We start from the raw sequence: 26,939 nt of genomic DNA, 5'->3' as shown, positions 1-26,939 counted from the left end.
CAGCAGTGTAATTTTATTAATATAATAAGCACATGAGGCGATAGTGAAATATAAAATCAATGCCTTCATTATATATGATGCAGTTGATGGCACTTTATCTTTGAAAGAAGGTGAGGTGGACACGCAATTGTCTATCACTGCTAATGCATTATTATTTTATTTTATACAACATAATGGTGTTTTATCCCGAGACGATATATTGAAATCTGTATGGGATGATAATGGCTTAGTGTCATCGAACAGTAATTTAAATCAATACTTAAGTATTTTAAGAAAAGCATTCCGTCAATATGGTATTGAAAATATTATCGTTACTGTTGGTAGAGGCTTATTAGAATTCAATTCTGAAGTCTCCTTAGAATTAATTGATGATATTAAAATCAACCCTCTTGAGTTAATTAGTAATCTTAATGAAATTGATGGCGCAGAGGTCGTTTTATCTTCTGTTGCGAATTCAGCCCCACATCCCCTTGAAGAACCACAAGTTATTACTTCATTAACCCCAGAAAAAAAAGAAATTTGTTGGTATTTAGCTAGTGCTGCCTTATTGCTTTGCTCAATTTTATTAGCCGTGATGGCTTATCTATCCAAGCAACCATCATCACCAATTAGTATGACGGTGTTGGAACACAATAATTGCGATGTCTTGTCAAATGAGAAAATGATTAATGGCACTGTTGCCCTCAACTATATACAAAATTTTGACAAGGTAAGAAATAACTTGAAACTAGACTGCATAGAAAAGGAGCGATTTGTTTTTTTCTATGGTGATAAGTTACAAACGAATGGATTAGGGCGAGTTTTTCTGGCCCATTGTGCTGTGAATGAAGATAACCCATTTAGTTATTGTGATAATTACTTCTACTATTCATGGAATCCATCATGAAGATTTCAGGCAAGGTATTATGCTTACTGAGTGGTTTACTATTTATCATAGTAGCGGTTTATACTCAGTCAGTGTTATTTTCAAATCAACAAGATGGTTTGATGGTCTGTTCGACTAAAGGCATTATGCGCTTTGAAAATATGATAGATGAAAATGTTAATGGCAACATTCATTTCAATTTTGGTTCTAATGGCAAGGGCTCGATTGTTGTGGAAGGTTATACAGACTCCAAAGCAGGGTGGCTATATTTACAACGTTACGTAAAATTTAGTTATACTACCCAACGAGTATCCCCAACAGAAAGGCATTATAATATCAGCCAATGGGAATCACGAGCATCTTCTATTGATGAATCCCCCGATGTTATTTTCGATTACTTTATGCGAGAGATGTCAGATAGCCATGACGGTTTATTTCTTAATGCCCAAAAGCTCAATGACAAAGCATTATTGTTAAGCTCAATAAATTCCCCGCTTTATATCTGCACACTTAAACCTGGCAGTAAATTTGATTAATGGTCTGAAAATAGCTTAAAGAAAAGGGCGCTATGGGCTCTTTTCTTTCGGTATTTTATGCGTATAGAGATGCTCCCCCGCGTTTTATCCAATAGCTCATTGGAGCTTTACTTAGTTTAAACTAATTATGCCTATGCAGGGTTCCTCATAGTGGTTTCGTGAATGAGATTAGCCAAGTTGGTATTGAAGTTGGCAGTTGCCCAATCGCTATCTCACAAATAAATACTTAGCTAAGCTTATAAGCAAGTGAGCCCTTCCACAGTTATCACTCCCTAAATTACCCCGCCTTATCAGCTCAATAATATCTTGTTAACAATTCCTTTGATTAATCGTAAATCAACTTTTAGCCCTTTTTTCATCTCCAGATAGAAACGTGAATTTTTGGTTTTTTCAGTGAGATTACATAAAAAATCAAATAAATCACGCTAATTTTTAGAGCAAAGCACTAAGTATTAATCATTCATGGATTTATATTTTGTTTTGTTTTTTAGGCTCTATAGTGAGTTTGAAGCCAAAGGCTGCGTTCAATAAATCACCGCGCAGACACCCTTGGCGCAAATGATTACCCCGATATTTCAAAGGATATGTACTCGGACACATCAATTTGAATTATCAGCGGTAAAGAAAAACAAAGAAGGTTTCTCGGAGGAAATAACAATGGGTGATGCATTAGGTCTTATTGAAACTAAAGGTTTGGTGGCTTGCATCGAAGCAGCGGATGCCATGTGCAAAGCGGCGAATGTTGAGCTAATTGGTTATGAAAATGTCGGTTCCGGTTTGGTAACTGCAATGGTTAAAGGGGATGTAGGCGCGGTTAAAGCGGCTGTCGATTCCGGTGTTGAGTCTGCTCAGCGTGTTGGGGAAGTTGTGACCTCTTTGGTGATTGCGCGTCCACACAATGACATCAACAAAATTGTTATTAAACATAAAGCATAACTTTTTCCGGAGGAAAAAACATGGGTGACGCATTAGGTCTTATTGAAACTCAAGGGTTAGTGGCCTGTATTGAAGCCGCAGACTCGATGTGCAAAGCCGCAAACGTTGTGCTGATTGGTTATGAAAATGTTGGGTCAGGGTTAGTTACCGCCATGGTCAAAGGCGATGTAGGTGCAGTGAAAGCTGCAGTGGATTCAGGTGTTGAATCCGCCTCTCGCGTTGGCACCGTCGTGACATCTTTGGTTATCGCGCGTCCTCATAGCGATATTCAAAAAATCGTCGCCCAGTATAAAGTCACGGAATAAAAAAGGAAATCACTTATGAAAGAAGCACTTGGTCTAATTGAAACCAAAGGTTTAGTGGCTTGTATTGAAGCGGCTGATGCGATGTGCAAAGCGGCGAATGTCGAGCTAATCGGTTATGAAAATGTTGGTTCAGGGCTCGTGACAGCAATGGTTAAAGGTGATGTGGGTGCCGTTAATGCTGCTGTTGAATCCGGTGTTGAGGCTGCAAAACGTATCGGAACAGTGGTGACTTCACGCGTTATCGCAAGACCACACAACGATATTGGCAAAATTGCGCAGCAACACAAAGCGTAATTATTGGCTAATAAATCAATAAAACAACAAGTTAATGAGTTAATTTTGACTCCGATACGGGGGAAGACATGGTTGCATTAGACAAAGATCTGCAATCCAGACAGCTAGCAAGAGAGCTAGTTCGAAACGCGAAACAAGCGCAGAAAGAATTCGCGACATTTTCGCAGGAAAAAATCGACAGTATTGTTAAACACATTGCTATTGAGTCTGCACTTCATGCAGAAGAGTTGGCAAAAATGGCCAATGAAGAGACAGGGTTTGGGAAGTGGCAAGATAAAGTCCTGAAGAATACCTTCGCTTCAATGCGTGTTTATGAGCACATCAAAGATCTAAAAACCGTTGGCATCATTAATGATGACAAAGTCAACAAAGTTATGGATGTGGGGGTACCTCTTGGTGTTATCACAGCGTTAGTACCTTCTACTAATCCGACATCAACCATCATCTACAAAACGTTGATTGCCTTGAAGGCTGGTAACGCAATCGTCTTCTCCCCTCATCCAAATGCTAAAGCATGCAGTTTCCGTACGTTAGAAATAGTCAAAAAAGCCGCACTAGAAGCGGGCGCACCAGCAGGTATCGTTGATGCAGTCACTATGTTGACTCTTGAAGCAACGAAAGAACTGATGCACAGCAAAGACGTTTCATTAATTTTGGCAACGGGTGGTGAAGGCATGGTACGTGCAGCCTATGCATCAGGCACACCAACCATTAGTGGCGGCCCGGGTAATGGCCCTGCATTTATTGAACGTAGTGCTAATATCAAGCAAGCAGTCAGTGACATTATCACCAGTAAAACTTTCGATAATGGTGTGATCTGCGCATCTGAACAATCCATTATTGTTGAGCGTTGTATCTATAACGAAGTCCATCGTGAACTCCTTGCCCAAGGTGCTTACTTCATGAACGAAGAAGAAGCGAAGCGTATGGCATCCATGTTGCTTAGAGCGAACGGCACTATCAACCCTGAAGTGGTAGGTAAAGATGCGATTACTTTAAGCCAACGAGCAGGTTTCGCTGTCCCTGCGAATACCCGTGTATTAATTGCATTACAAGATACCGTTTCCCCTAAAAACCCGTACTCCCGTGAAAAATTGTGCCCAATTTTAGGGATGTATATCGAAGAAGACTGGCAATCAGCTTGTCATCGGGTGGTTGACTTACTGACCAACGAGGGCTTAGGCCATACCTTGGTTATTCACACTCAAAACGAAGATGTTATTCGCCAGTTCTCTCTCGAAAAACCCGTTAACCGCATTTTAATTAACACACCAGCGGCGCTTGGTGGTATCGGGGCAACCACCAATATTACGCCTGCATTAACATTGGGGTGTGGCGCAGTGGGTGGGGGTTCTAGCTCAGATAATGTAGGGCCAATGAATCTACTGAACATCCGCAAAGTGGGTTATGGCGTACGTTCAATTGAAGATTTAAGGCAACCCACTCAGCCTTGTACAACTGCACAACCTGCGGTGTCAGCAACGGTAACTCAACCGCAAGTCAGTATTTTTGATGATAACCGCTTCCGTAACCCTGTTGCGGCGACAACATCACCCGTAGCTGTCCATCCAATAGGTGATGACCGATTTGGCGGTGCGGTGACAACGGCTGCGGTTACTGAGGCTGTCGTTTCTCACGGTGATATCAGTGAAGAAAATGTTGAGCAGATCATCAAGGCCGTTCTCGGACGCCTAAATAAGTAACTCATTGGAATAAGGCGGTATAAACCATGATCCTTGCAAAGGTAGTCGGGCATGTTGTTGCAACGCAGAAATGCCAAGAACTTAGCGGCAGTAACTTACTGATGGTAACAAAGCTAGGGGATGACCTTGAACCGTTGAAAAACAAAACGTATGTGGCAGTCGACAGTGTTGGTGCTGGTATCAATGACATTGTTTTAGCTGAAGCTTACTTCGCTTTGAATAAAGACAATTACAAAGCCATGTCAGTGGTTGCCATTGTGGAAAAGGTTTATACCAAGGAGTAAAAACAGCATGAACCAGTTTTTGATTAAACCTAAAGTCCAATTCGGTGCTAACGCATTGGATTTTATCTCACAAATGAGTGCTCACCATGCATTTATCGTCACTGACAAAGCGATGGTGAAGTTTGGCTTAGCTGATGAAGTCACTCGCAGGCTAACCCAAAGTGGCATCACCTTTTCGATTTACGATGATGTTGTGCCAGATCCAGACATTTCAGCCATCGTTAACGGCATGAAAATAATGGATAGGCAATACCCAGATGTGGTGATTGCACTCGGTGGTGGGTCGGTGATTGATGCTGCGAAAGCTGTTATTTACTCCCTTTGGCACACGAAAAAAGACCCCAATCGAGTTAAACCGCAGTTTATCGCTATTCCAACCACCAGTGGAACAGGCTCTGAAGTGACATCATTTTCCGTGATCAAGTCTCAGTCTGAAAAACTGGTTTTGGTTGATGAGTTTATGTTGCCAGATGTAGCTATTTTAGACCCCGCACTAGTGAAATCTGTGCCAGCTTCTATTACTGCGGATACAGGAATGGATGTGCTGTGCCATGCATTGGAAGCGTATGTTTCGCGTACCGCTTCTGATTTTTCCGATGCATTGGCAGAAAAAGCCGTGCAATTAGTCTTTGGTCATTTAATTGATTGCTACCGTGAAGGCAGCAATTTAGTGGCTCGCGAAAAAATGCACAACGCGTCATGTATTGCAGGAATGGCTTTCACTAATGCCTCCCTTGGGATAACGCACAGTTTGGCTCATGCATTAGGTGGTGTGTTCCATATCCCACATGGCCGCGCCAACGCTCTGTTAATGGCACAAGTGGTTGCTTTCAATGCAGATTTAGAAGGCCGTTGTGACACTGAGGCAGCGAAACGCTACGCCAATCTTGCGAAAAATTTAGATTTACCCGCGTCATCAATACGTGAAGGCGTTGAAAGCCTGATGGTGGCGATCAACGTATTGAAAGATGAAATGAACCTGCCAAAAGGCATTCAAGCAACAGGTATCAATGAATTCGATTTTAACGCCCGTTTAGGGGAAATGGTTGGGCAAGCACTGCGCGATAGTTGCACGCCGACCAATCCACGGGATGTGAGCAAGGTGCAACTGGAAGCGCTGTATAGACAGTCTTTTTAACAGTTAACGCTTTATGTGATGAACAACAAACTAGAAAGAACATCAGGATAGGCTAACATGAATAAATATGCTTTGACCCCACGCGTAAAAATGCTGGCTGAACGCTTAAGTGCCCGCAACAGTTCAATTATTACTGAACGAGCTAATATTTTAGAAGCATTGGGTAACCAATTATCCGGTGCGCCGCAGGCGATTAAACCTGCTCAACGTTTTTATGAGTTTATCCGCCATTTTCCAGCCTTTATCGGGCAAGACGAGTTGATTATTGGTAGCCAATCATCAACCCCACGTGGTGCTATTTTCCATACTGAAAATGAAATTAATAGCCACAGTATTTATACCTTTTTAGCAGGCGACAGTAACGTCGATGCGCCAGATTACTTAGCAGTATTAAACGTAGGCTTTTTAGCTATCAAAGCGCAGCTAGAAAATAAAGTGAGAAATATTGGTAGCGCAGTGAGCCGCAATAGCATTGATGAGGCAAATAATTGCCGCTCTGCGATTTATGCGTGTGATGCAGCAATCCACTTTGCGCAATCTTTAGCGACGAAAGCTGAAAGCATGGCAGCAATCGAATCGAACCAATATCGCCGTGCGGAGCTGCAAGAAAGCGCAGCAATTTTGCGCAATGTGCCTGCTAAACCTGCGCAAACCTTCAAGGAAGCTTGCCAAGCCTTTTATTTATTACAGCTGATCTTGCACTTAGAAAATGGCAGCTATGCGGTTAATCCAATGGGATTTGATAAAGCCGTTTATCCATTCTACCAACGCGATATTGAACAAGGCCGTTTAACTCAGGCGCAAGCTTATGAAATTGTAGAAAGTTTATGGCTGAAACTGGCTGAGCTTTCAGAAGTTCGCTCAACCAAGCAAGTTGATGGCTACCCAATGTTCGATGCATTAAAAGACGGTATCTATCTGAATGATCCTCGTGTTTGCATTAACGAGTTGTCTGGCATGATGTTATCCGCTAATGAAAATATCAGTGCTATCAATAATGGGTTAAAAGTCCGTTTATATTGCGGTAAAAACAGTGTTCAGCCGCAATACGCAGCGCCAAATGCGAATTATATTGCTCCAACAGCACAAGCGGAAACTGAATTCAAAGTTATGGAAGGTTTAACTCCCCGCTTACAACGCTTGCGCAATCGCTACTTAGAAGCGCGTCCAAGTGTGTCTATCTACCGCGCACTCGCCTTCACTGAAGTTGTCAAAAATAACCCAGGTTTACCGCCAATTTTATTGCGTGCGAAAGCGTTCCGCCGAGCTTGTGAAACGGCACCAATCCTAATTCAACCCGAAGAGCTGATTGTGGGTCATCCATGTGGTAAAGCCCGTGCGGGTGCATTCTCACCGGATATCGCATGGCGTTGGGTAGTCGAAGAACTCGATACCATGAGCACGCGTCCACAAGACCCATTTGTTATCTCAGAAGAAGACAAAAAAGTGATCCGCGAGGAAATTGCCCCGTTCTGGGAAGGGCGCTCTCTGGATGAAATTTGTGAAGCACAATACCGTGAAGCGGGGGTATGGGAATTCAGTGGTGAAACATTTGTCAGTGACTTGTCTTATCACCAAATCAACGGTGGTGGTGATACCTGCCCAGGCTATGACGTTTTATTATTCACCAAAGGAATGAATGGCATTAAAGCGGATGCTCAGGCGAAATTAGCTGAGTTGAGCATGGAAAACCCAGATGACATTGACCGCATTTATTTCTATAAAGCGTCAATTGAAACCTGTGAAGGGGTTGTTGCTTATTCACATCGTATTGCTGCACATGCGCGTGAATTAGCCGTACTTGAATCAGACCAAAAACGCCGTGAAGAATTACTGACTATCGCGCAAGTGAATGAAAATGTACCTGCTAACCCGCCGGTGACATTACAAGAAGCATTACAAAGCATTTGGACGGTTGAGTCATTATTTGAAATTGAAGAAAACCAAACCGGTCTTTCTTTAGGGCGTCTCGACCAATATTGCTTACCAATGTATGAAAACGACATCAAAACAGGCCGTTTAACTGAAGACCAAGCATTAGAGATGATGCAGGCATTTATCATCAAGTGTGCTGAGTTAATGTGGATGTCGAGTGAGCTAGGTGCGAAATACTTCGCAGGTTATCAGCCATTTATCAACTTAACTGTTGGTGGACAAAAACGTTCTGGTGGTGATGCTTGTAACGATTTGACCTATTTAATAATGGATGCGGTTCGCTTTGTGAAAGTGTATCAGCCATCTCTGGCATGCCGTATTCATAACCAATCACCACAGAAATACATGGAGAAAATCGTTGATGTGGTGAAAGCCGGTATGGGCTTCCCAGCCTGTCACTTCGATGATTCCCACATCAAAATGATGCTACGTAAAGGCTTTGATTTTGAAGATGCGCGTGACTACTGCTTAATGGGGTGTGTAGAGCCACAAAAATCAGGCCGTATTTATCAATGGACATCAACAGGTTATACCCAGTGGCCAATTGCGATTGAATTTGTGCTAAACCGTGGTCGCATGGTGTTATTTGATAGCTATCAAGGCTTAGATACGGGTGACTTACGTGAACTGAAAACTTTCGAAGACTTTGATAATGCAGTAAAAGCACAGATTGGCCACATTGTTCGTTTATCGGCTATCGGGACTGTTATCAGCCAGCGTGTACATCGCGATGTAGCTCCAAAACCCTTGATGTCTTTACTGGTAGAAGGTTGTATGGAAAAAGGGAAGGACGTTGCAGCTGGCGGGGCGATGATCAACCACGGCCCTGGGCTGATTTTCTCAGGCCTTGCTACCTATGTTGACTCCATTGTTGCTATTCGTAAATTGGTTTATGAAGAGGGCCGCTACACGCTTGAGCAAATCCGCGATGGCTTACTCGCAAACTTTGAAGGCTATGACGAATTACGTCGTGACTGCTTAAATGCGCCTAAGTTTGGTAACGATGATGACTATGTTGACCAATATGCGCTGGATATCACCGAGTGGACAGAGCGTGAGTGCCGTAAATATGACATGTTGTATTCAACATTGAGTCACGGAACCTTATCCATTTCCAACAATACCCCAATTGGTGAATTGACCGCAGCAAGTGCTAACGGCCGTTTAGCGTGGATGCCACTCTCGGATGGTATCAGCCCAACACAAGGTGCGGACAAACAAGGCCCTACTGCCATCATCAAATCAATCAGCAAGATGAATGTTGAGACGATGAACATCGGTATGGTGCATAACTTTAAGTTCTTAAAAGGCTTATTGGATACACCGGAAGGACGTCATGGCTTAATCACGTTACTGAGAACCGCCTCTATTTTAGGTAACGGGCAAATGCAGTTTAGTTATGTAGATAACGAAATGCTGAAAAAAGCACAGCAAGAGCCTGAAAAATACCGAGATTTAATCGTTCGTGTTGCAGGTTATAGCGCATATTTCGTTGAGCTTTGTAAAGAGGTTCAAGATGAGATTATCAGCCGTACTGTAATTGAGAAGTTCTAAACCAGCGTTGGCAGGTATGGCTTCATACCTGCCGTTTCATAATAACAATAATAAATTTGAACTGATTTTAGAGGTGTAATGATGAGCGCGGCAGAGATTAAAGGTCGGATATTTAATATCCAAAAATACTCAATTTATGATGGCGATGGCATTCGAACGCTGATTTTCTTAAAAGGGTGCAATATTCGCTGCCCATGGTGTGCTAATCCAGAAGGGCTAAGTAGCCAGTTTCAAGTGATGTTTTCTCACGACAAATGTGTGAATTGTGGGAAGTGTGTCGATGTTTGCCCTACCGGTATCCATTACAAAACCATTAATGAACAAGGTGAACAGATTCATCGTGTCAATCGCAGTATTGACTGTATTGGTTGTCGTAAATGCGAAGAAGTGTGTATTGGCGGTGCGTTAGACATTATGGGCAAAGATGTCACGGTAGCCGAAATGATGGAAATCATTATGCAAGATTATGATTTTTATATCTCTTCCGGTGGTGGTGTAACAATCGGTGGTGGCGAAATGAGCCTACAAACCGACTTTGCTGTTGCCCTACTGCGTGAGTGTAAAAAAATGATGATCAACACCGCCGTAGAAACACAAGGAACAACCTCATTAGCCAACTATGAAAAGCTAGCTGAAGTTGTCGACCTATTTTTGTATGACATTAAACATATCGATACGGTACAGCATAAAAACTTATTCGGTATTGGGAATGAAAATGTTCGCCGTAATCTTGAAAGGTTGGTGGAACTTGGCGCTAACATCGTCGTTCGTATGCCGTTAGTCCGTGGATACAACGATTCATTTGATGCCATTACTGGTGCGATTAATTATGCGATGGAATTATCCAAACGCGGCAATGTAAAGCGCATCGATATTTTACCTTATCACCAGTTGGGTCGTGGCAAATACGACAAGTTAGAGATGATTTACCCGGTTAAACAAGACCCAACCTATAGTGCTGAAGAGTTAGATCAACTTGAAGCGTTCTTTAAGCAATTCGATTTCGATATTCGACTGGTTCGTCACTAAGTCACAAAGTAGGAGAGACAGATGAAAAGTTTAGGTGTGATTGAAACTCGGGGGCTGACATCCGCCATACAAGCCGCAGATGCAGCATGTAAAGCCGCTAGTGTAGAAATTATAGGTTATCGGAAAATAGGTTCTGGGTTGGTATCAGTTTGTTTTCAAGGTGAAATTAGTGCAGTTCGCACTGCGGTTGATCATGGCATTGACGTGATAGCGAATAGCCAACTGCTTGTCGGCTCATTAGTGATTGCTCGCCCAGAAGAAAGTGTGACGGCTAAATTGTTAACGGTGAAAAGTAAAAAGGGTGAATTAGAAAAAAGCATTGAAAAGACAGAAAAAGGACAAAGTTCATCAGAAAGTGAAACGGTTGAAGCAAAACCTCAACATACTGCGCCTGAAGTAAAAGAGGATACCAGTGTAAAAGAGACCAAAAATGACCTACGCAAAGGTAAAAAATCATGATTAATGAGCAGTTGATGGGCAAAATTTTATCCCGTCTTTCAACCAATAGCTTTGCTCAAGGAATACAACCGAACATTGCAATTCCTGTCGGTATTTCAAATCGTCATGTTCACCTGTCACAGCAAGATGTTGAAGCGTTGTTTGGTCAAGGATATCAACTGACACCATTCAAAGATTTAAAGCAGCCGGGGCAATTTGCAGCCAAGGAATGTGTCATGGTGGTTGGGCCAAAAGGGTCGATAAGCAAAGTGAGAGTCTTAGGGCCTGTTCGCCCAAAAACGCAACTTGAAGTGTCCAAAGCGGATTGTTTTGCACTGGGTATTAAAGCGCCAGTGAGAGAGTCAGGAGATTTAACGGGCTCAGGTAACGCTTTATTGATTGGCCCTGCTGGGCACGTCAACCTTGAGTCGCAAGTTATATGTGCTCAGCGTCATATTCATATGAGTGTGATGGATGCGAGGTCACTCAATGTGGTGAATGGGCAAAAGGTAAATATCCGTACTGAGGGTGAGCGTAGCTTAGTATTTGATGAGGTTATCGTGAGAGTGGATGAGCGGTTTTCTCTTGAATTTCATATTGATACAGATGAAGCGAATGCTGCGGGTTTACGTAATAACGATAGCGTATTTATTGCGGGTTAAGGAACGGTGGCAAAATGAACGAAAAACTGATCGAGCAAATTGTGCAACAAGTTTTACGTCAGTTAAAACGACAAGTTTTGGTTGTGTTATCACCGGTTGAGGGCTATCAGCAAGCTATTTACCAAAGGTTAGCGCAGCTAGATTCTGTTTGTTTTTCCTTTTATGCCACCGCATCAATGCTTCAGTCTTCGAATATGGAGAAATGGGCTGAGCTAGGACATGTTATAGACAAAAATACGTTATCAATAAATAAGTTAAGCCGCTATAGCTGCTTATTTTTACCTTTTATTGATGCAAAAGTTGTCGGTGAAATTGCCAGTGGTTTATTTGTTAGTGAGGAAAGTGAATTAACTTTACACGCACTATCACAAAATATTCCTATATTGGCATTGAAATACCATTGCTGCCCAGAAAGTGAATTAAGCCATATCTTAGGTTTAAATAAAAATGAAAATTATAATCATCTTATTAAAGAAAATATCAGTAAAGCAATTAACTTAGGTATTCAGTTTTTTCCATTAAATGAAATTGAAAAAAAGTTACTAACTCATGATATTTCTAAATATTTAAAACCTGAAATAACTAATGAAACTCCAAGTCGCTATATTACTTTAAAAGAAGTAATGAATAACCCTAGGGGGTATTGCGCGAATGAAAATAAATTAACAGATTCTGCAATTGATTATTTAAAATCATTGAAATAATAAAATAAATTTAGCGTATTAAAAATCATCTTAATTTTCTATTTATTGTAGGAGTATTATCTATGTCCCCTAAAGCAAAATCATGGCTTTGGATGTTGGCGGTTATTATTTCTGAAACCTCAGCAACATCAACGCTAAAAATGTTTGATAATAGTGAAGGAATGACAAAATCGTTATTATTGGCATTAATCGTCGTACTGTATGTTATTTGTTATTATTCACTTTCTCGCGCTGTTAAATATATTCCGGTGGGTTTAGCTTATGCAACATGGTCAGGAACAGGGATATTAATGGTTTCTACTCTTGGCATGTTATTTTATGGTCAGCATCCAGATACTGCCGCAATGATAGGCATGGCTGTAATAGCAAGTGGTATTGTAATTATGAATCTATTTTCCAAAATGGGTTCTGATGAAGAAGCCGAAGAGCCTAAAGCTGAAGCTTCATTATTATCAGCAAAAAATAAAGCAGCTCACTAATTTAAATTTAAGGGGAATATTATGTTTACTGGATTTTTATGGTTAGCGCTTTCTATTGGCTCAGAAATAACAGGCACATCCATGATTAAAAAGACCAACAGCTTTAGTAAGTTGGGGCCTTCAGTATTAGTCATTATTGCATATTGCTTATGCTATTTTGCATTGACTCGCGCAATGGGGTATATCCCTGTCGGAGTCGCTTACTCATTATGGTGTGGGTTTGGGATTGTCGGTGTAACGTTAGTTTCTATGGTGTTATATAAACAAAAGCCTGATTTTCCTGCTGTCTTTGCGATGGGGTTAATTATCTCTGGCGGGATAATTATGAATACATTCTCCACTATGTAATTAATACATTAGTTTAATTGCTACTCTCAGAACTTTATTATTATTTTGCTCATTACGTTGCCTTCATTTTAGTGTGAGGGCTTTTTTTTAAGTAACCGAAGCTATTGATGCTTCTACAACATAAAATGATTGCCTAGCGATAAAAAGCTAAATCCGTTCTATGTTACTTTACAGAAGATAAGTGAATTAATTCAGGAATAGATTTATGCAAATTATTGAGTGGGATGATTTTACTCGGGTAGAAATGCGAGTCGGTACGATTATTCGTGCCGAAGTGAATAGTAAAGCTAAAAAGCCAGCTTACGTAATGGACGTGGATTTAGGCGAGTTGGGAATTAAACGTTCCAGCGCACAAATTACCGTCAACTATACACCAGAAGATTTGATTGGTAAGCAGGTGCTATGTGTCTGTAATTTTGAGGTGAAACGGATAGCAGGGATTAAATCCGAGGTATTAATCACGGGGGCACCGGATGAAACAGGGGCGATTGTTCTTGCAGAATTTAACCTGCCTCTACCGAATGGTGCGCTTTTAGCATAATGCTCGTCATTCTTTGTATTATCGTGTTGTTGGCTTCGCTCACTCGCCCTAGTTACATACTTTTGTATGCCCCTAGGGGCTCGTTTGCTTGCCGCCTAGCATAGTCGGCGCCATCGCTGCCATTTATCAGTAAAAAGGTTATACTACTATCATCTGTATCAGTAGGAGTGTGACCTTTTGCTATTGCCTGAACTTCATTTTCGCCAATATTCAGACGAAGTCATTTCTCATCAACATGATGGGCAGTGGCAAGTCGTTTTGTCGTTATCTGGGCAAATGGAAATCAATATGCATCGCCAACATTTTTTACTTAATGCAGGCAATGGGGTAGTGATCCCGCCAAGTGTTAATCACGCTTTTAGTGGGCAAGTCGGCAATCAAAATTATGTATTAGAAATGCCCGCTACAGCTCAGTGGGCATTGAGTGAGAAAATGACGCAGTTCACTTTGACTCCTGCCGCTGTCGGTCTTTTGAATTGGTTGCAAAGTTTCCCGCAAGCACCTGAACATAATTTTACGGTTGCCCGCTTATTATTGGCTCAACTAAAGCCTGAAAATAAATGGATTGATGAAGTTTCTCAATGGGTTGAACTACGCTTACATCACCCTATTAGCTGTGAAGATATGGCGACAGCTTTTTGTATGTCGATAAGTACGCTCCAACGCAAAATAAAGGCTGAAACACAATTAACGGCGATGCAGTTTTTATTACATAAACGGATGGAAGCTGCGGGGAGCTTATTGCTAAAAAATATTCCGATAGAACAAATCGCATTAACAGTCGGCTATGATTCACATTCCGCATTTAGTCATGCATTTCGTAAATTTTATGGTAAAACGCCGAATGAATATCGTATACAGAAATTTCACTTACGGTAGGTTACGACTCAGCGGCTTAGGTTAACTATTTAGAAATCGAATTATCACAACACGATGATAAAAATTAGCTACTTTTAAGCCGCCATTTTATTTTTCTGCCGCTATACCATGCGTATCCCTTCGAATGGGTTCCAACCATCTAGCCCTTTAGTTTCTTTAATATAGTAAGCATAGTTAGCAACCATCGCCCACATCACTGAAATACCTACCGATAACCCAGTATAAGCACCATTAGGGATAGTTCCACCTACCATAAAATCAATAATATTTAAGACAAGGCCTATCGCTATAGAAATACCAAGCATCACCAGACCTTTCTTCCAAAGCCCTAATATTAGGAAGTAAATAATACCGAAGAAAAAAGCAAAAAAATTCATGTTAATTAAAAGGCGCTCGCCAAAGGACGCTGCTTTTAATGCAGTTTTAAATTCAGGTGTACTCGGTGAGCCATACTTTTCAAAAAAGTCGAAACGTTTTTGCCATTTATTAGAGTATTGTTTTTGTTCCATTTCCCATTCCTTGTTGATATATAATATAAAATAGGGATTGATAATACTTATATGTTTATATAAAAACAGTGGGAAATAGTCTTAATATGACTATTGCAGAGCTTTCTTAATACAGTATGCAGAAGCTATAAATAGAAAAGATATTAAGAAGATAAAAGGCTAGTGGCTATTTACTAATCTATTTACGTAAAGTTACTTTGTTTCTGAATTATTGGTTATTTTCTCAGAAATAGAGTTTGAGTAATTACCATGCAAGAAGTCAGTATTTACATTGGCTTGTCTAAGTTTTAATTCAAGTAAAGCAAGTTGTTTGCTAATGCTTGAATAATTGGGGTCGTCGGTTGAAAGACTTTGCAACATATTACTTAATGTCAGAGCATCTTTTCTTTGCTGTAATTCTGGGGGTAAATACCCCGAATTTTTCAAGAGCCGATACCCAGCCTTAAGCTCTGGTGGAACCAAACTATCATCTTCAAGCTGCAACGGCTGACCTTCTCCCTTTAAACTCGATAGTTCACCTTTGTTTAACGCTTCTTGAATATGGCGTTCAGCCCAAAGATCGATAACTGACATAATAGTGACCCCGAAAATTGATTTTATACCATTATAGCCTTTCATATTCGCTGAATGAAGGCTGGTATATTATGCTTCATTAGCGTTGTTATTACGAATAATCAGTAAGGTTTTATCGAGCATTGATAAATGGAGGTTTAACTATTTATATAAAATAAAACTGCTAAAAATTGATATATATTTAGTGATAAATGATGAAAAATGGTTATTAATAATGTGTAAATTGTTATGTTGAGCACATTTATAGAAATTAATTTACGAGGCTTTCTTTGGTGTTATATCTCTAGTTTAATTAAATTAATAGTTTTAATAGCTGATTAAGTGATTGCACTCCTGATTTTTATGAATCTTATGTCTAATTTGTATAAATTTTGTTGATTTGCAATTATCTATTTGTAAATAGCAAAAAAGAAAAACATTGTGTAATGTCCGTTTTTCTTGTTTATAAGGAGAAAATATGGAACAAAAAAAGCAAGAGGGAAGCCGTTTTTTGCGAACGGTAGAGTGGTTAGGTAATGCTTTACCACATCCCGTTATTTTATTTATTATTTTGATTGCCATTTTATTAGTTTCTTCAGCAATTGGTCAGTACTTTGGTGTCAGTGTGGTTGATCCTCGTCCAGAAGGCGCAAAAGGGCGCGCGGAAGATGGTATCATTCACATTGTGAGTCTATTGGATGCCGAAGGGATCCGAAAAATTATTGCCAATGTTGTCACAAACTTTACAGGGTTTGCACCATTAGGGACGGTGCTTGTCGCACTATTAGGGGTTGGGATTGCAGAAAGGGCAGGCTTACTATCTGCCGCTATGCGCTTAGTTGTGACCAAAGCTCCACGAAAATTAACCACTATGGCGATTGTGTTTGCCGGGATCATGTCAAACACCGCTGCAGAGTTGGGCTATGTGGTTCTTATTCCACTGGCTGCCATTATTTTCCATTCATTAGGTCGTCACCCTTTAGCGGGTCTTGCTGCTGCATTTGCTGGGGTTTCAGGCGGCTATTCAGCAAACTTATTATTGGGTACAGTTGACCCGTTACTTTCTGGTATCACTCAGCAGGCTGCACAAATCATTGACCCAACGTATATCGTGGGTGCAGAAGCAAACTGGTACTTTATGTTTGCCAGTACGTTTTTAATTACTATTTTAGGTTATTTGATCACTGAAAAAATTGTTGAGCCGCAACTCGGTCCCTATACCGGTGGTGCGGTTGATGAGGATGAAAATAGCCTCTATGCTTCGGCAAATGTCACCCCACTAGAGAAAAAAGCATTATTTTGGGCCTCTGTGACTTTTTGGGGATTGGCGGCGATTCTGGCGTTAATGGTAGTACCAGAAAACGGAATATTACGTAACCAAGATACTGGGTTAGTTAGTAACTCTCCTTTCTTGAAAGGAATTGTGGTCTTTATCTTTGTTTTTTTCGCGGTTCCAGGGATTGTGTACGGCTATATTGCCAAAACCATGCGCTCAGATAAGGATATTGTTGACGCAATGGCAGGGGCAATGAGTACACTTGGTTTATACCTTGTTATTATTTTCTTTGCAGCACAATTCGTCGCTTTCTTTGGCTGGACAAACATTGGGCAAGTTATTGCGGTTAAAGGTGCTAACTTCTTAAATAGTATCGACCTTCACGGTGGTGTTCTATTTATTGGCTTTATTCTTATCTGTGCATTTATTAACTTAATGATTGGCTCTGCATCCGCTCAATGGGCTGTTACTGCGCCTATCTTCGTACCGATGTTGATGTTGGCGGGTTATGCGCCAGAAACTATCCAAGCGGCATATCGTATTGGGGACTCAGTCACTAATATTATCACCCCAATGATGAGCTATTTTGGGTTGATTATGGCGATTGTCGTGAAATATAAAAAGGATGCAGGTATAGGGACATTGGTTTCAATGATGTTGCCATACTCTATTATCTTTTTTATCGGATGGTCAATATTCTTCATTGTCTGGGTATTTGTATTAGGTATTCCAGTCGGACCGGGCTCCCCAATTTATTTTACTCCGGGTAGTTAGTTTTTTTATTAGGTATAACCTGTCTTAAAGAGGGTTATACCTTTTTACTTTTAAGCGATAGGCTACAATACGCGTTTGGCTTAGCCAGTTCAGTCAGTTTATGGTGAGGAGGATGTGAATTTCAGCGTGTAGGTTTTTATTTAGGAATTAATCAAGCCCTTCCCATAAATAGTCTTTCAATTTTATCTTATCGTTCAAACCAAAAATAATACCTTCATCTATCAGTGCTTGTTTATGGCGCAGATAGCACTCGCCCTTAACGGATAATTTCCCCTGACCATTAATGATACGGTGGCAAGGTAAAGTACTGCCCGCCGGAATGGTTCGAATTGCTTGGCAAACTTGGCGTACATGGGCTGGGTAACCCGCCATTTTCGCCAGCGTTCCGTAAGTCACGACCCTACCTTTAGGAATGCTTCCTATGAGGCTATAAATGATGTCTCGAAAAGATGGCGCATTGTTCATGGTTATGGTCTCAATTACGATGAGTGTTTGTTAACCTAACTTATAAGATGATACTAGCCATTATTCTGTTCTAAATAGGTTTTAATGGCAAATATGACCCAAACTTAGGTAAAGCGTTGGATAAGTATTAAGGGCGGGATAGGTGAATAGCCACCTACTTGATAGGCACCTTTAAGTTAGACAGAATAGCTAAAAGAGAGGTATTTACCCAGCTTGTTGTGCTCTTGACTTTCACTACTCAGACAATCTTTTAAGTGTAACTCTATAGCAATAGGTACTCCTGTTTGACTAACTTGTTGCATTATTTCTTTTGTAATAGTTTCTAAATTGATACTTTGATTTGCGGAAGGCATCACAAGTCGACAAATACTTTCTGCTAAGGCATTTTTGACATGTCGTCCACATTCTAGTTATTGACTTCAACTAAACCCGTCGCCATTGCGGCACCACTAAGTAGGTTTAATGCTAAATTGTTTAAATGCACATAGTGGAACAACCGTGTGTCTCTCATGATATTCCCCTGCTGTTCATATTGTTAGTTATGCCTATGTTCTATAATTACCTTTATCAATAGGTTAGTTTAGGTCTCGAAATATTTACTTACAAAATTTTGCAACAGTGCCCGATGGATTCACTCTGAAAAAACTACGACTAGATTACGCTATTTGTTTTTAACGCGACAGAATCAAAAAGCCAAGTTCCTCTTTTTATTTATAATGGTATATTTAGAAATCATCATTCTAAACTTGTTTTGTATAGATTTAACTCTAAATAAGGGTGTGGTTTATGCACCTGATTTATAATAATTTATACTTAGCAAAGATCACTCACCTCATCAAAAAACACCTTAAAAGAGTAAAAGTCATCGTTTTAGTACTGATATTTGTTACAATTTGAATGAATTTATTAAAATTTATTAATTAAAGTTTAAAAAACTTTTTTTTGAAGTAAATCAAGTTTTAAAAACTACAGGCATGCATCAATTGTTGAATGGTCTAAATTTTTAGATAATTCTCAAATTTTACTATCTACATAATTTTATTGAATTAATTATGGTGTGTAAATATTGTAAAAATAGTGAATACTCTTTAAATCGGCAACTCTAGTTATTTGATTTTAAAGTTTCACTCTTTATAATTGTCGGCAATTGAGCAGGTAAGCTTAGAAATAAAAAATATTATTAAATTTATATATAAAACTTTTAGTTATATATATCTTACTATCTTATAGGAATATAAAATGATTGGGGATAACACCCAAAATAATCTACTGTCTTTTTATTGCGGATTAGTAATAAGAAATCTAAGAAAAGAGAGTGGTATTTCAGGGGTTGAATTAGCTAAACAACTGAATATTTCACAACAGCAGATGTCACGTTACGAAAGAGGTGTTAATAGGTTAAGTGTAGATACATTATTTAGAATATTAACAGTTCTTGATGTGTCTTTTGAAAGATTATTAAGGTTATTAATGACTGAAATAAGAAGTAGTGATTCAAATGACGCTTTAGTTTTGAAAGAAAAAATATCTTTATTAGATTCAGTTTATTTTTATTAAAATTTACTATTGTCAAAATAAAACTAAACGATTAAATAACTTATTTAATCGCTGTATTAATATTGCTATAAATATAGCAACCAAAATTAACTCAATGAGGAATGTATGAAAAAGGTTATTTTAGCAACTTTAGTTTCAGGTATTATGAGTGCATCAGCTTTAGCAGTAGATGCGGGAAGTGGAACAGTGACATTCTTAGGTTCAATTATTGAAGCGCCATGTTCTATCGCACCAGGTGAAGAAAACCAAGAAGTCCCATTAGGTCAAGTATCTAATATAACTTTGGATAATGGTGGTGAATCATCCGCTCAATCTTTCCAAATTAAATTAGAAGGTTGTAATTTAAAAGGTGATAACCAAGTCTCTGTCACTTTTAAAGGAACTGAGGCTGGAACAGGTACTGGCTTTCTTCAAATTACCGGTGATGCCACCGGCGCAGCTGTAAAAATTATGAATGCATCTGGTTCTCAAATTAAGGTTAACTCTGCGGCTAAACAAAATTATGTTGAAGGAAATAATACATTAAAATTCCAAGCATCATTAATTGGTCTTGAATTGCTTGATGCTAATGACGAATCTATTCCTGTAACCCCAGGTAAATTCCAAGCAGTAACTAACTTTACATTAGCTTATAACTAATAAGTATTATTAATATGCTATTGCACTGCAAGTTAGTAATACTTGTAGTGCATATTATGATGACCAAAATATGAAAATAAAGAAAAAAGGAATTAACTTTCTTTTATTAATTTTTTTATTAGTACCCTACTCTAAATATATTTATTCAAAAGATTCAATGTATTTAACTATGCAAGGTAGCATTATGGATACTGCGTGTGCTATTGATACAGGATCTTATGAGCAATCTATTGATATGGGTACTTTACCTATTTCATTATTACGAAATCAAGGCCAAGGTCAGGAACAACCTTTTTTTATTACTTTAATTGGTTGCAAGTTAACCTCTTATACCGGTGAACCTTGGAAAACATTTGAAATATCTTTTGATGGTTTAGCTAATGGAGATTGGTTTGCTACATCAGGAACAGCACGCGGTGTTGCACTTTCATTAGTCGATGCAAATGGAATAGCTATTTTGCCAGGAAAAAAACTTGCCCAACAAAATATTCAGGCTGGAAAACATATTTTGGGTTACCAGTTAAGGCTTGTTTCAGATCGAACACCATTGCGTGTAGGCAAATATCAAACATCAATTCGTTTCAAACTTGATTACTACTAATAATAATTAATTGCCTTTAGGAATGTTTTTTATGTCTTCGTTATCTATTTATACCCCGCAACTAAAATGGTTGAGTATTATCATTGGGTTAACACTCATCGGTATTTTACCTGCAGCCAGTGCGACTGATCATATTGAATTTAATACTGACGTTTTAGATTTAGAAGACAAAAATAATATTGACTTAAACCAGTTTTCTCGTGCTGGCTATGTTATGCCTGGTGTCTATAACTTTACACTCAAGGTTAATAGCGAACAAATATCTGAAATTAAGGTGCCTTATTACACCTCAAAAAATGATCCAAAAGGCAGCGAAGCTTGTTTATCACCAGAACTGGTCAATAAACTAGGGCTAACTTCAGAGTCATTAAATAAACTAACATGGTGGCATGAAGGCCAATGTCTTAATCAAGAAAGCTTACCTGGATTATTAATACGAGGTGATTTAGCAACCTCGTCACTCTATATCAATATTCCTCAGGCTTATATGGAATATACATCACCCAATTGGGATCCACCCTCTCGTTGGGATAATGGTATTTCAGCATTACTCATTGATTATAATATCAATGCCAATACCACCCATTCCTATAATGATGGACCTGATTCATCTTCATTAAATAGTAATGGGGTAGCCGGTATAAACTTAGGAGCTTGGCGGTTTAGAGCTGATTGGCAAAGCCATTATAGCCATACAACGGGCAACCAAGATAGTAGTCAAACTGACTTCACGTGGAACCGTTTCTATGCCTATAGAGCCTTATCAACATTAAAGGCAAAATTAGTGCTGGGTGAGGATTATTTAACCTCAAATATTTTTGATGGATTCCGCTTTATCGGTGCCAGTATTCAATCAGAATTGAGTATGATGCCGCCAAATTTACGGGGCTACGCTCCCGAAATTACAGGGATCGCAAAAACTAATGCTACCGTTATCGTGAAGCAACAAGGGCGTGTACTCTATGAGACCCAAGTTGCACCTGGTCCTTTTCGTATTCAAGATTTAAGTGATGCGATTAGTGGAACTCTAGATATTACTGTTAAAGAACAAGATGGCTCCGTCCAAGAATTTCAAGTTGATACCGCAAATTTACCTTATTTAACAAGACCGGGACAAATTCAATATAAATTTGCTTTAGGTCAGCCGACGAATACAGATCGTCAGAGTGAAGGCGAGAATTTTATCGCTGGGGAATTTTCTTGGGGTGTTAACAATGGCTGGTCTTTAATTGGTGGCAGCTTAAATAGCCAAAACTATAATGCATTATCCATTGGGCTTGGTCGTGATTTACTTGCTTTTGGTGCGCTTTCATTTGATGTCACACACTCTATTGCCCGCTTACCCGGCGAAAGTACATTAAGTGGTGGCTCATATCGAATTAACTATTCTAAGCGATTTGAAGAATTCGATAGCCAAATACAATTTGCAGGTTATCGATTTTCTGAACGAAATTATATGAGCATGAGTGACTTTCTTAACGCTAAAAAAACTGGTGAGCGTTATTACGGTAGTAAAGAGCTCTATACCATATCAATGAATAAGAATTTCCAAGATTTAGGGCTATCACTATATTTAAATTATAACCATCAGACTTATTGGGATAGACCGGATAATGACTACTACAGTTTAATGCTGTCTAAATATATGGATATTGGTTCAATAAAAAATGTGAGTGTTAGTTTATCGGCAAATCGTAATTTTTATAATGGCGTTAAAGATGACAGTGCTTATGTGTCATTGTCTTTCCCATTAAGTAATGGTGCGAACGTTGGTTATTCAATGAATACAAACCGTTATGATACTGTAAATCGAGTTTCATATTATGACCGATTAGACGATAGAACAAACTATCAAATAAGTGCAGGCGCAAATCGTAAAGGTGGTTCAGCGAGCGCCTTTGTTTCTCATCAAGGAGATATTGCACGTTGGTCAGTAAATGCGAGCCACTCAAATAACCAATACAGTGCGTTTGGCTTATCCTCTTCCGGTGGTTTTACGTTAACAACGGAAGGTGCAGCTGCTCATCGCGTAAGTAATTTAGGTGGTGCTCGTTTACTGCTTGATACAGATGGAGTTCCAAATATACCAATTAGGGGTGTTGGCTCTCCAGTAACATCAAATCGATTTGGGAAAGCAGTGATCTCAGATGTTAGTAGTTACTATCGCAGCAAAGCGCAAATAGATTTAAATAAATTACCGGATGATATTGATGCGCAGCAGTCAGTAGTTCAAGCAACCTTAACGGAAGGTGCGGTTGGCTACCGTCCGTTCTCGATAATTTCAGGCCAAAAAGTAATGACTATAATAACGTTAAATGATGGTACTCACCCACCATTAGGTGCACAGGTAACTAACCATAAAAAGCAAAATGTCGCAATTGTAGGAGATGCAGGTAACACTTATATCAGTGGTGTTCATCCTTCAGAAACCATGAATATAACGTGGGGGAAAAATATGTCGTGCAAAATTACTTTTCCTATGGAATTAAACAATAGAGAAGTACTCGATAATTTACTGCTACCTTGTAGCCCGACAATTAAGAATACGAAAAATGATGAGTGACTAATTCACTCATCATTTTAAACAAAAAACATTTTATTTAAATAAGTAAAGAGTAAAGGTAATAACTAAATGAAAATCAAATACACACTAATCAGTAGTCTTTTAGGATTACTGGGACTGATTCAAATAGCAGAGGCTGCTGTATCATTAGATAGAACAAGGATCATCTTTGATGGCGAAAATAAATCTATCTCTTTAAATATTACTAATAATAATAAGCAACTGCCTTATCTTGCACAAGGCTGGATTGAAAATGAAGAAAGTAAAAAAATAACATCACCACTAATTGTATTACCCCCTGTTCAACGATTAGAACCAGGGAAATCAAGCCAAATGAAAATAGAATCTCTACCGGCAATAAAAAATTTGCCACAAGATAGGGAATCTTTGTTTTACTTTAATATGCGAGAAATACCACCTAAAAGTGATAAACCAAATACATTACAAATCGCATTACAAACAAAAATAAAATTATTTTATCGCCCAGAAACTATTACACCACAAAAAAATGGTACGCCATGGCAAGAAAAATTACAACTTGAAAAAAAGAGGGATACCATTTTTATTAAAAACCCAACCCCTTATTATGTGACTATTATTAATGCTGGTGCTAATGCAACTACTGATGCTAAAGCCTTTAACCCTATCATGGTTGCACCATTTGGCGAGGAAAATATTGGCATGACAAATAGCCAATTAGGTAATACCCCCGTAATTACTTATATCAATGACTATGGTGGGCGCCCACAATTAACCTTTAGCTGTCAAAATACAGTTTGCTCTGTTGCACAAGATTCACTAACAAAATAATAAGTCAATTTTAAGCTAAATGGAGACGCATTCATGACCTCAAGAGCACATCATCGACTTCATCAAGGATGTATAGCAAGCTTGTTTTACTTAGCGGCAGTATTACCTGCAATTGCAGATAATAGTCACCATATATTTAGGCCGACTGATGGTTGGGAAGTGGATGGCCAACATGGCGTTATCCATGTTTCGGGTTCCTTGACTGAAAACCCCTGCCGATTAGCCATGGAGTCCAGCAATCAATCAATATCGCTTGGTAATATTTCTTTTGCAGATTTAAACCAATCTAAACAATCGAAGCGTCAAGTTCCATTTCAAATCGAATTGCTAGACTGCTTAGAAGTTCAAACTGAATTACAAAATAGCCAAACTGGCGATACCGTTTGGAGCACCACCCAGCCAGCCGTAAAAGTGAGATTTATTGCACCCACAGAACCCCAATATACTGATATTATTCGTATTAATGGTGCTCAAGGTTTAGGGTTAAAGGTGATGAATGTTGCAGGCCAAGTGTTACCTATTGGAAAAGATAGCAATCCTATGTTAATTGCTTCTGGGCAAAACCGTTTAACTTATTACGTCACTGCTGTCAGAACTTCTGGCCCACTAATTCCCGGTGCTTTCTCAGCATTGATTGCCTTTGAAATGCTGTATGATTAATACAGAAAGGTAAAACTATGATAATTTATATAAGAGGCAATAAAGTATTTCATCATCTGATGAGCTTTGTTTTTTCTGCGATCTTGTTATTGTATAGTTCAATTGGCTTAGCTGAAGTATTTTCGGTTAATATTAAAATTGATGTTATTCAAAAAAGCTGTGATGTTTATGGTGATTTAGGGCCTAACCTTCCTATTGAAATTAATTTTGGTGAAATGAATCTCAATGGATTTACGAGTGAACGCTATGCTAGAAATATTAATTATAATTTAGATTGTGGTGATAAGTCCTCAAGTAATCCGAGTTTGAAATTAATATTTGAAAGTAGTAGCTCAGATTTTGATACTACTTTAGTAGGGACATCAAACCCTAATTTAGGTTTAAAAATACTAGCGGATAATACATTATTATTACCTAATCAGCCTCGTAACTTTATGTACTCTAAAAAGCCCTCACTCAGCGTAATTCCTGTATTGAATGATGGGGAGGAAATAAAGTTGGGTCCTTTTGATTCAAGCGGGATAATAAAAGTAGAGTACCAATAATATTTAGGTGTCTTATCACTTCGAGGTTTTTATGAAGATATTTTTTTGTTTTTTAAGCTCATTTTTTATATTTTTTTCATTACAAGCAAATGCTGTACAATGGATATATGGAACTAATACAGAAACTGGTTCGTTACCAATGCCAATTATAACCAATGAAATTAATTGGGTTGGGACAGGCTCTACTTATCAAGTTGGTGCTTTATCAAGTGAAACGTATAATTCTTATAATTTAGATTCAACAGGTTGCCCTTCTTCTGGGTCCAACGGTAGTTATTGTCGTGTCGGTGTAAAATTTGGTCAATTTAGGTTTTCTGGCGGAGTTATTCAATTTAATCTAGATAGAGGAACACAACCTATAGGAAACACTGGCGGTAGTAAGTGCTATTTAACATCAGTAGCCACTATTACGGGAAGTACAGGTTTTTCTGGTAGTGATTTACATGAAACCATGAGGTTTAACTCACCTCAATGGGCTGTTAATGATTCAGGCTGGATCGAAGTTAATGGTGCTTGTCGTGACTTGATGCCAAGCTCCCCTTCTATTTCCCAATTATCTATTGTAGTGCCAGAGATATCGGGGTATATCCCATTGCTAGTGAGTGGAACAACTCTCGCTCCAAGGGAATGGTCTTATTTTGGAGGAGGAGATGTATTACATTCTTTTCGAGGTTTTACAACTTCAGCGTCTATTAAACCAATAGCACGAATTATTGCTTGTGGTGAAGCTAAATATACAAATACATGTGCTGCTTCATGGCACAGTTATTCTCCTTTAGCAATCAACCCCAATGTTCCTGATGTAAATTGTGATGTTATTGTCCCTAAAGAAATAATAATTAGTGATGTTACTACTAATGATTTTATCGGAAAAAAAGGAAGTGATAATATTTATGCTCAATGTTCCGCGGCTACAACACTTTCATTTCAGATGGTAAATAATGGAATAGTAAAAGTTGGTCCTTTTAATGTTACAACATTAATTGACAATCAGTCATCACCAAAATTAATAGTGTCGGAGAGTGGTATAAATATTAATATGAGCGCTGAAATAAAAGGAAATACCGAAACTGTTGAAGCGGGTAATTATGAAAATTCAGTTATTATTATTATGAATATTTCATGAAAACTTCAAAAATAAAAAAATCATTTAATATGATAGTCAATAGGTTATAGGTTGATTTAGAATAATTAAAATTGGGCAATTTTACTCAAGGACGAGTAAGAGTATTGCTGTAAAGTTTAATTAGTTGGCATGTCAAATCATTGCTGAGGCTCATTGTATGAACATATCGGCATTATCCTTTAAAGTGGAAAAACTCAATCTCTTCTCTATTATTTGCAACAGTGTCCGTTAA

The 26,939-nt window shown here is 38.8% G+C and carries 29 protein-coding genes; 26 read left to right on the top strand and 3 right to left on the bottom strand.

Translation table 11 applies throughout. The features are described from left to right. The first annotated feature begins 43 nt into the window (after nucleotides 1–43). From ACHB7C_RS05980 to ACHB7C_RS05900, 17 genes are all read left to right on the top strand, one after another. The gene (locus ACHB7C_RS05980) at nucleotides 44–886 is read left to right on the top strand and encodes a transcriptional regulator (RefSeq protein WP_166684972.1); all 843 of its coding nucleotides are present in this window, start codon (nucleotides 44–46) and stop codon (nucleotides 884–886) included. Further along, nucleotides 883–1,401, top strand: coding sequence for a FidL-like protein (locus tag ACHB7C_RS05975; RefSeq protein WP_042845470.1), 519 nt, complete (start codon nucleotides 883–885; stop codon nucleotides 1,399–1,401). The genes ACHB7C_RS05980 and ACHB7C_RS05975 overlap by 4 nt, the downstream gene beginning before the upstream one ends. A gap of 657 nt (nucleotides 1,402–2,058) precedes the next feature. Beyond that, entirely contained in the window at nucleotides 2,059–2,337 is a 279-nt protein-coding gene (locus tag ACHB7C_RS05970) for a BMC domain-containing protein (RefSeq protein ID WP_004249182.1), read from the top strand. Nucleotides 2,338–2,357: 20 nt separating this feature from the next. Next, nucleotides 2,358–2,642, top strand: coding sequence for a BMC domain-containing protein (locus tag ACHB7C_RS05965; RefSeq protein WP_042845468.1), 285 nt, complete (start codon nucleotides 2,358–2,360; stop codon nucleotides 2,640–2,642). 15 nt (nucleotides 2,643–2,657) lie between these two features. Beyond that, complete coding sequence (locus ACHB7C_RS05960) at nucleotides 2,658–2,936, top strand: BMC domain-containing protein (protein WP_004259063.1); 279 nt, start codon at nucleotides 2,658–2,660, stop codon at nucleotides 2,934–2,936. 68 nt (nucleotides 2,937–3,004) lie between these two features. After that, nucleotides 3,005–4,639, top strand: a complete 1,635-nt coding sequence (locus ACHB7C_RS05955) for an acetaldehyde dehydrogenase (acetylating) (RefSeq protein ID WP_053083841.1) — start codon at nucleotides 3,005–3,007, stop codon at nucleotides 4,637–4,639. A 26-nt stretch (nucleotides 4,640–4,665) separates the two neighbouring features. Beyond that, nucleotides 4,666–4,923, top strand: coding sequence for a EutN/CcmL family microcompartment protein (locus ACHB7C_RS05950; protein ID WP_004259057.1), 258 nt, complete (start codon nucleotides 4,666–4,668; stop codon nucleotides 4,921–4,923). A 7-nt stretch (nucleotides 4,924–4,930) separates the two neighbouring features. Then, entirely contained in the window at nucleotides 4,931–6,061 is a 1,131-nt protein-coding gene (locus ACHB7C_RS05945) for a 1-propanol dehydrogenase PduQ (RefSeq protein WP_071548630.1), read from the top strand. A 57-nt stretch (nucleotides 6,062–6,118) separates the two neighbouring features. Then, nucleotides 6,119–9,550, top strand: a complete 3,432-nt coding sequence (cutC, locus tag ACHB7C_RS05940; RefSeq protein WP_048606016.1) for a choline trimethylamine-lyase — start codon at nucleotides 6,119–6,121, stop codon at nucleotides 9,548–9,550. Nucleotides 9,551–9,628: 78 nt separating this feature from the next. After that, entirely contained in the window at nucleotides 9,629–10,579 is a 951-nt protein-coding gene (cutD, locus tag ACHB7C_RS05935; RefSeq protein ID WP_042845465.1) for a choline TMA-lyase-activating enzyme, read from the top strand. 21 nt (nucleotides 10,580–10,600) lie between these two features. Continuing rightward, nucleotides 10,601–11,038, top strand: a complete 438-nt coding sequence (locus ACHB7C_RS05930; protein WP_042845463.1) for a BMC domain-containing protein — start codon at nucleotides 10,601–10,603, stop codon at nucleotides 11,036–11,038. Continuing rightward, nucleotides 11,035–11,679 (top strand): phosphate propanoyltransferase, encoded by a 645-nt coding sequence (gene pduL / locus ACHB7C_RS05925; RefSeq protein WP_048606020.1) that lies wholly within the window; start codon nucleotides 11,035–11,037, stop codon nucleotides 11,677–11,679. Before ACHB7C_RS05930 ends, pduL begins: the two co-directional genes overlap by 4 nt. 14 nt (nucleotides 11,680–11,693) lie before the next feature. Beyond that, complete coding sequence (locus tag ACHB7C_RS05920) at nucleotides 11,694–12,383, top strand: hypothetical protein (protein ID WP_042845458.1); 690 nt, start codon at nucleotides 11,694–11,696, stop codon at nucleotides 12,381–12,383. A gap of 62 nt (nucleotides 12,384–12,445) precedes the next feature. After that, complete coding sequence (locus ACHB7C_RS05915) at nucleotides 12,446–12,862, top strand: multidrug efflux SMR transporter (RefSeq protein ID WP_042845457.1); 417 nt, start codon at nucleotides 12,446–12,448, stop codon at nucleotides 12,860–12,862. 21 nt (nucleotides 12,863–12,883) lie between these two features. Then, nucleotides 12,884–13,210 carry a multidrug efflux SMR transporter gene (locus tag ACHB7C_RS05910; RefSeq protein ID WP_042845455.1) on the top strand — a complete coding sequence of 109 codons (327 nt, stop codon included), beginning with the start codon at nucleotides 12,884–12,886 and terminating at the stop codon, nucleotides 13,208–13,210. A gap of 205 nt (nucleotides 13,211–13,415) precedes the next feature. Further along, nucleotides 13,416–13,751 (top strand): tRNA-binding protein, encoded by a 336-nt coding sequence (locus tag ACHB7C_RS05905; RefSeq protein WP_042845453.1) that lies wholly within the window; start codon nucleotides 13,416–13,418, stop codon nucleotides 13,749–13,751. A gap of 177 nt (nucleotides 13,752–13,928) precedes the next feature. Beyond that, on the top strand, nucleotides 13,929–14,630 hold the full coding sequence (locus ACHB7C_RS05900; RefSeq protein WP_166684970.1) for an AraC family transcriptional regulator: 702 nt from the start codon (nucleotides 13,929–13,931) through the stop codon (nucleotides 14,628–14,630). 101 nt (nucleotides 14,631–14,731) lie between these two features. Here the strand turns inward: ACHB7C_RS05900 and ACHB7C_RS05895 are convergent, their stop codons facing one another. Together ACHB7C_RS05895 and ACHB7C_RS05890 are read right to left on the bottom strand one after the other, a co-directional pair. Next, nucleotides 14,732–15,139, bottom strand: coding sequence for a DUF2628 domain-containing protein (locus tag ACHB7C_RS05895; RefSeq protein ID WP_048606024.1), 408 nt, complete (start codon nucleotides 15,137–15,139; stop codon nucleotides 14,732–14,734). A 192-nt stretch (nucleotides 15,140–15,331) separates the two neighbouring features. Beyond that, a complete protein-coding gene (locus ACHB7C_RS05890) occupies nucleotides 15,332–15,712 on the bottom strand; it encodes a DUF1992 domain-containing protein (RefSeq protein ID WP_042845917.1) in 381 nt (126 codons plus the stop codon). 457 nt (nucleotides 15,713–16,169) lie between these two features. Between ACHB7C_RS05890 and ACHB7C_RS05885 the strand changes: the two genes are divergently transcribed. Next, nucleotides 16,170–17,741 carry an AbgT family transporter gene (locus ACHB7C_RS05885; RefSeq protein ID WP_042845449.1) on the top strand — a complete coding sequence of 524 codons (1,572 nt, stop codon included), beginning with the start codon at nucleotides 16,170–16,172 and terminating at the stop codon, nucleotides 17,739–17,741. Between the two features lie 147 nt (nucleotides 17,742–17,888). Here ACHB7C_RS05885 and ACHB7C_RS05880 read toward each other — a convergent pair whose 3' ends face one another. Continuing rightward, a complete protein-coding gene (locus tag ACHB7C_RS05880; protein WP_042845448.1) occupies nucleotides 17,889–18,206 on the bottom strand; it encodes an MGMT family protein in 318 nt (105 codons plus the stop codon). 1,239 nt (nucleotides 18,207–19,445) lie between these two features. Here ACHB7C_RS05880 and ACHB7C_RS05875 point away from each other — a divergent pair. The 8 genes from ACHB7C_RS05875 (at nucleotide 19,446) to ACHB7C_RS05840 (ending at nucleotide 26,707) form a co-directional block, all read left to right on the top strand. Further along, nucleotides 19,446–19,763 carry a helix-turn-helix domain-containing protein gene (locus ACHB7C_RS05875; RefSeq protein WP_210856087.1) on the top strand — a complete coding sequence of 106 codons (318 nt, stop codon included), beginning with the start codon at nucleotides 19,446–19,448 and terminating at the stop codon, nucleotides 19,761–19,763. 105 nt (nucleotides 19,764–19,868) lie between these two features. Further along, nucleotides 19,869–20,402 (top strand): fimbrial protein, encoded by a 534-nt coding sequence (locus ACHB7C_RS05870; protein ID WP_198860935.1) that lies wholly within the window; start codon nucleotides 19,869–19,871, stop codon nucleotides 20,400–20,402. Between the two features lie 70 nt (nucleotides 20,403–20,472). After that, the gene (locus ACHB7C_RS05865) at nucleotides 20,473–21,003 is read left to right on the top strand and encodes a fimbrial protein (protein ID WP_166684968.1); all 531 of its coding nucleotides are present in this window, start codon (nucleotides 20,473–20,475) and stop codon (nucleotides 21,001–21,003) included. A 31-nt stretch (nucleotides 21,004–21,034) separates the two neighbouring features. Beyond that, the gene (locus ACHB7C_RS05860) at nucleotides 21,035–23,566 is read left to right on the top strand and encodes an outer membrane usher protein (RefSeq protein WP_233102473.1); all 2,532 of its coding nucleotides are present in this window, start codon (nucleotides 21,035–21,037) and stop codon (nucleotides 23,564–23,566) included. Nucleotides 23,567–23,635: 69 nt separating this feature from the next. After that, the gene (locus ACHB7C_RS05855; RefSeq protein WP_166684966.1) at nucleotides 23,636–24,376 is read left to right on the top strand and encodes a fimbria/pilus periplasmic chaperone; all 741 of its coding nucleotides are present in this window, start codon (nucleotides 23,636–23,638) and stop codon (nucleotides 24,374–24,376) included. 33 nt (nucleotides 24,377–24,409) lie between these two features. After that, a complete protein-coding gene (locus ACHB7C_RS05850; protein WP_166684965.1) occupies nucleotides 24,410–25,036 on the top strand; it encodes a fimbrial protein in 627 nt (208 codons plus the stop codon). Nucleotides 25,037–25,053: 17 nt separating this feature from the next. Then, a complete protein-coding gene (locus ACHB7C_RS05845; protein ID WP_233102472.1) occupies nucleotides 25,054–25,581 on the top strand; it encodes a fimbrial protein in 528 nt (175 codons plus the stop codon). Between the two features lie 31 nt (nucleotides 25,582–25,612). Continuing rightward, complete coding sequence (locus ACHB7C_RS05840; protein ID WP_395346705.1) at nucleotides 25,613–26,707, top strand: hypothetical protein; 1,095 nt, start codon at nucleotides 25,613–25,615, stop codon at nucleotides 26,705–26,707. Nucleotides 26,708–26,939 lie beyond the last annotated feature (232 nt).

Source organism: Providencia sp. 2024EL-00732 (genome assembly GCF_044006275.1).
Classification (GTDB): domain Bacteria; phylum Pseudomonadota; class Gammaproteobacteria; order Enterobacterales; family Enterobacteriaceae; genus Providencia; species Providencia huashanensis.
Note: the sequence above shows the minus strand (reverse complement) of the source record. Positions and strands in the feature narration are given on the sequence as shown.

What these genes read in the sequence shown, in the direction of transcription:
- ACHB7C_RS05955 (WP_053083841.1), top strand. Translation starts at nt 3,005, where the DNA reads ATGGTTGCATTAGACAAAGATCTGCAATCCAGACAGCTAGCAAGAGAG.
- ACHB7C_RS05965 (WP_042845468.1), top strand. Translation starts at nt 2,358, where the DNA reads ATGGGTGACGCATTAGGTCTTATTGAAACTCAAGGGTTAGTGGCCTGT.
- ACHB7C_RS05930 (WP_042845463.1), top strand. Translation starts at nt 10,601, where the DNA reads ATGAAAAGTTTAGGTGTGATTGAAACTCGGGGGCTGACATCCGCCATA.
- ACHB7C_RS05910 (WP_042845455.1), top strand. Translation starts at nt 12,884, where the DNA reads ATGTTTACTGGATTTTTATGGTTAGCGCTTTCTATTGGCTCAGAAATA.
- ACHB7C_RS05975 (WP_042845470.1), top strand. Translation starts at nt 883, where the DNA reads ATGAAGATTTCAGGCAAGGTATTATGCTTACTGAGTGGTTTACTATTT.
- ACHB7C_RS05920 (WP_042845458.1), top strand. Translation starts at nt 11,694, where the DNA reads ATGAACGAAAAACTGATCGAGCAAATTGTGCAACAAGTTTTACGTCAG.
- ACHB7C_RS05850 (WP_166684965.1), top strand. Translation starts at nt 24,410, where the DNA reads ATGACCTCAAGAGCACATCATCGACTTCATCAAGGATGTATAGCAAGC.
- ACHB7C_RS05915 (WP_042845457.1), top strand. Translation starts at nt 12,446, where the DNA reads ATGTCCCCTAAAGCAAAATCATGGCTTTGGATGTTGGCGGTTATTATT.
- cutC (WP_048606016.1), top strand. Translation starts at nt 6,119, where the DNA reads ATGAATAAATATGCTTTGACCCCACGCGTAAAAATGCTGGCTGAACGC.
- ACHB7C_RS05905 (WP_042845453.1), top strand. Translation starts at nt 13,416, where the DNA reads ATGCAAATTATTGAGTGGGATGATTTTACTCGGGTAGAAATGCGAGTC.
- ACHB7C_RS05895 (WP_048606024.1), bottom strand. Translation starts at nt 15,139, where the DNA reads ATGGAACAAAAACAATACTCTAATAAATGGCAAAAACGTTTCGACTTT.
- ACHB7C_RS05860 (WP_233102473.1), top strand. Translation starts at nt 21,035, where the DNA reads ATGTCTTCGTTATCTATTTATACCCCGCAACTAAAATGGTTGAGTATT.
- ACHB7C_RS05970 (WP_004249182.1), top strand. Translation starts at nt 2,059, where the DNA reads ATGGGTGATGCATTAGGTCTTATTGAAACTAAAGGTTTGGTGGCTTGC.
- ACHB7C_RS05845 (WP_233102472.1), top strand. Translation starts at nt 25,054, where the DNA reads ATGATAATTTATATAAGAGGCAATAAAGTATTTCATCATCTGATGAGC.
- ACHB7C_RS05890 (WP_042845917.1), bottom strand. Translation starts at nt 15,712, where the DNA reads ATGTCAGTTATCGATCTTTGGGCTGAACGCCATATTCAAGAAGCGTTA.
- cutD (WP_042845465.1), top strand. Translation starts at nt 9,629, where the DNA reads ATGATGAGCGCGGCAGAGATTAAAGGTCGGATATTTAATATCCAAAAA.
- ACHB7C_RS05880 (WP_042845448.1), bottom strand. Translation starts at nt 18,206, where the DNA reads ATGAACAATGCGCCATCTTTTCGAGACATCATTTATAGCCTCATAGGA.
- ACHB7C_RS05840 (WP_395346705.1), top strand. Translation starts at nt 25,613, where the DNA reads ATGAAGATATTTTTTTGTTTTTTAAGCTCATTTTTTATATTTTTTTCA.
- ACHB7C_RS05945 (WP_071548630.1), top strand. Translation starts at nt 4,931, where the DNA reads ATGAACCAGTTTTTGATTAAACCTAAAGTCCAATTCGGTGCTAACGCA.
- ACHB7C_RS05870 (WP_198860935.1), top strand. Translation starts at nt 19,869, where the DNA reads ATGAAAAAGGTTATTTTAGCAACTTTAGTTTCAGGTATTATGAGTGCA.
- ACHB7C_RS05875 (WP_210856087.1), top strand. Translation starts at nt 19,446, where the DNA reads ATGATTGGGGATAACACCCAAAATAATCTACTGTCTTTTTATTGCGGA.
- pduL (WP_048606020.1), top strand. Translation starts at nt 11,035, where the DNA reads ATGATTAATGAGCAGTTGATGGGCAAAATTTTATCCCGTCTTTCAACC.
- ACHB7C_RS05865 (WP_166684968.1), top strand. Translation starts at nt 20,473, where the DNA reads ATGAAAATAAAGAAAAAAGGAATTAACTTTCTTTTATTAATTTTTTTA.
- ACHB7C_RS05950 (WP_004259057.1), top strand. Translation starts at nt 4,666, where the DNA reads ATGATCCTTGCAAAGGTAGTCGGGCATGTTGTTGCAACGCAGAAATGC.
- ACHB7C_RS05885 (WP_042845449.1), top strand. Translation starts at nt 16,170, where the DNA reads ATGGAACAAAAAAAGCAAGAGGGAAGCCGTTTTTTGCGAACGGTAGAG.
- ACHB7C_RS05855 (WP_166684966.1), top strand. Translation starts at nt 23,636, where the DNA reads ATGAAAATCAAATACACACTAATCAGTAGTCTTTTAGGATTACTGGGA.
- ACHB7C_RS05960 (WP_004259063.1), top strand. Translation starts at nt 2,658, where the DNA reads ATGAAAGAAGCACTTGGTCTAATTGAAACCAAAGGTTTAGTGGCTTGT.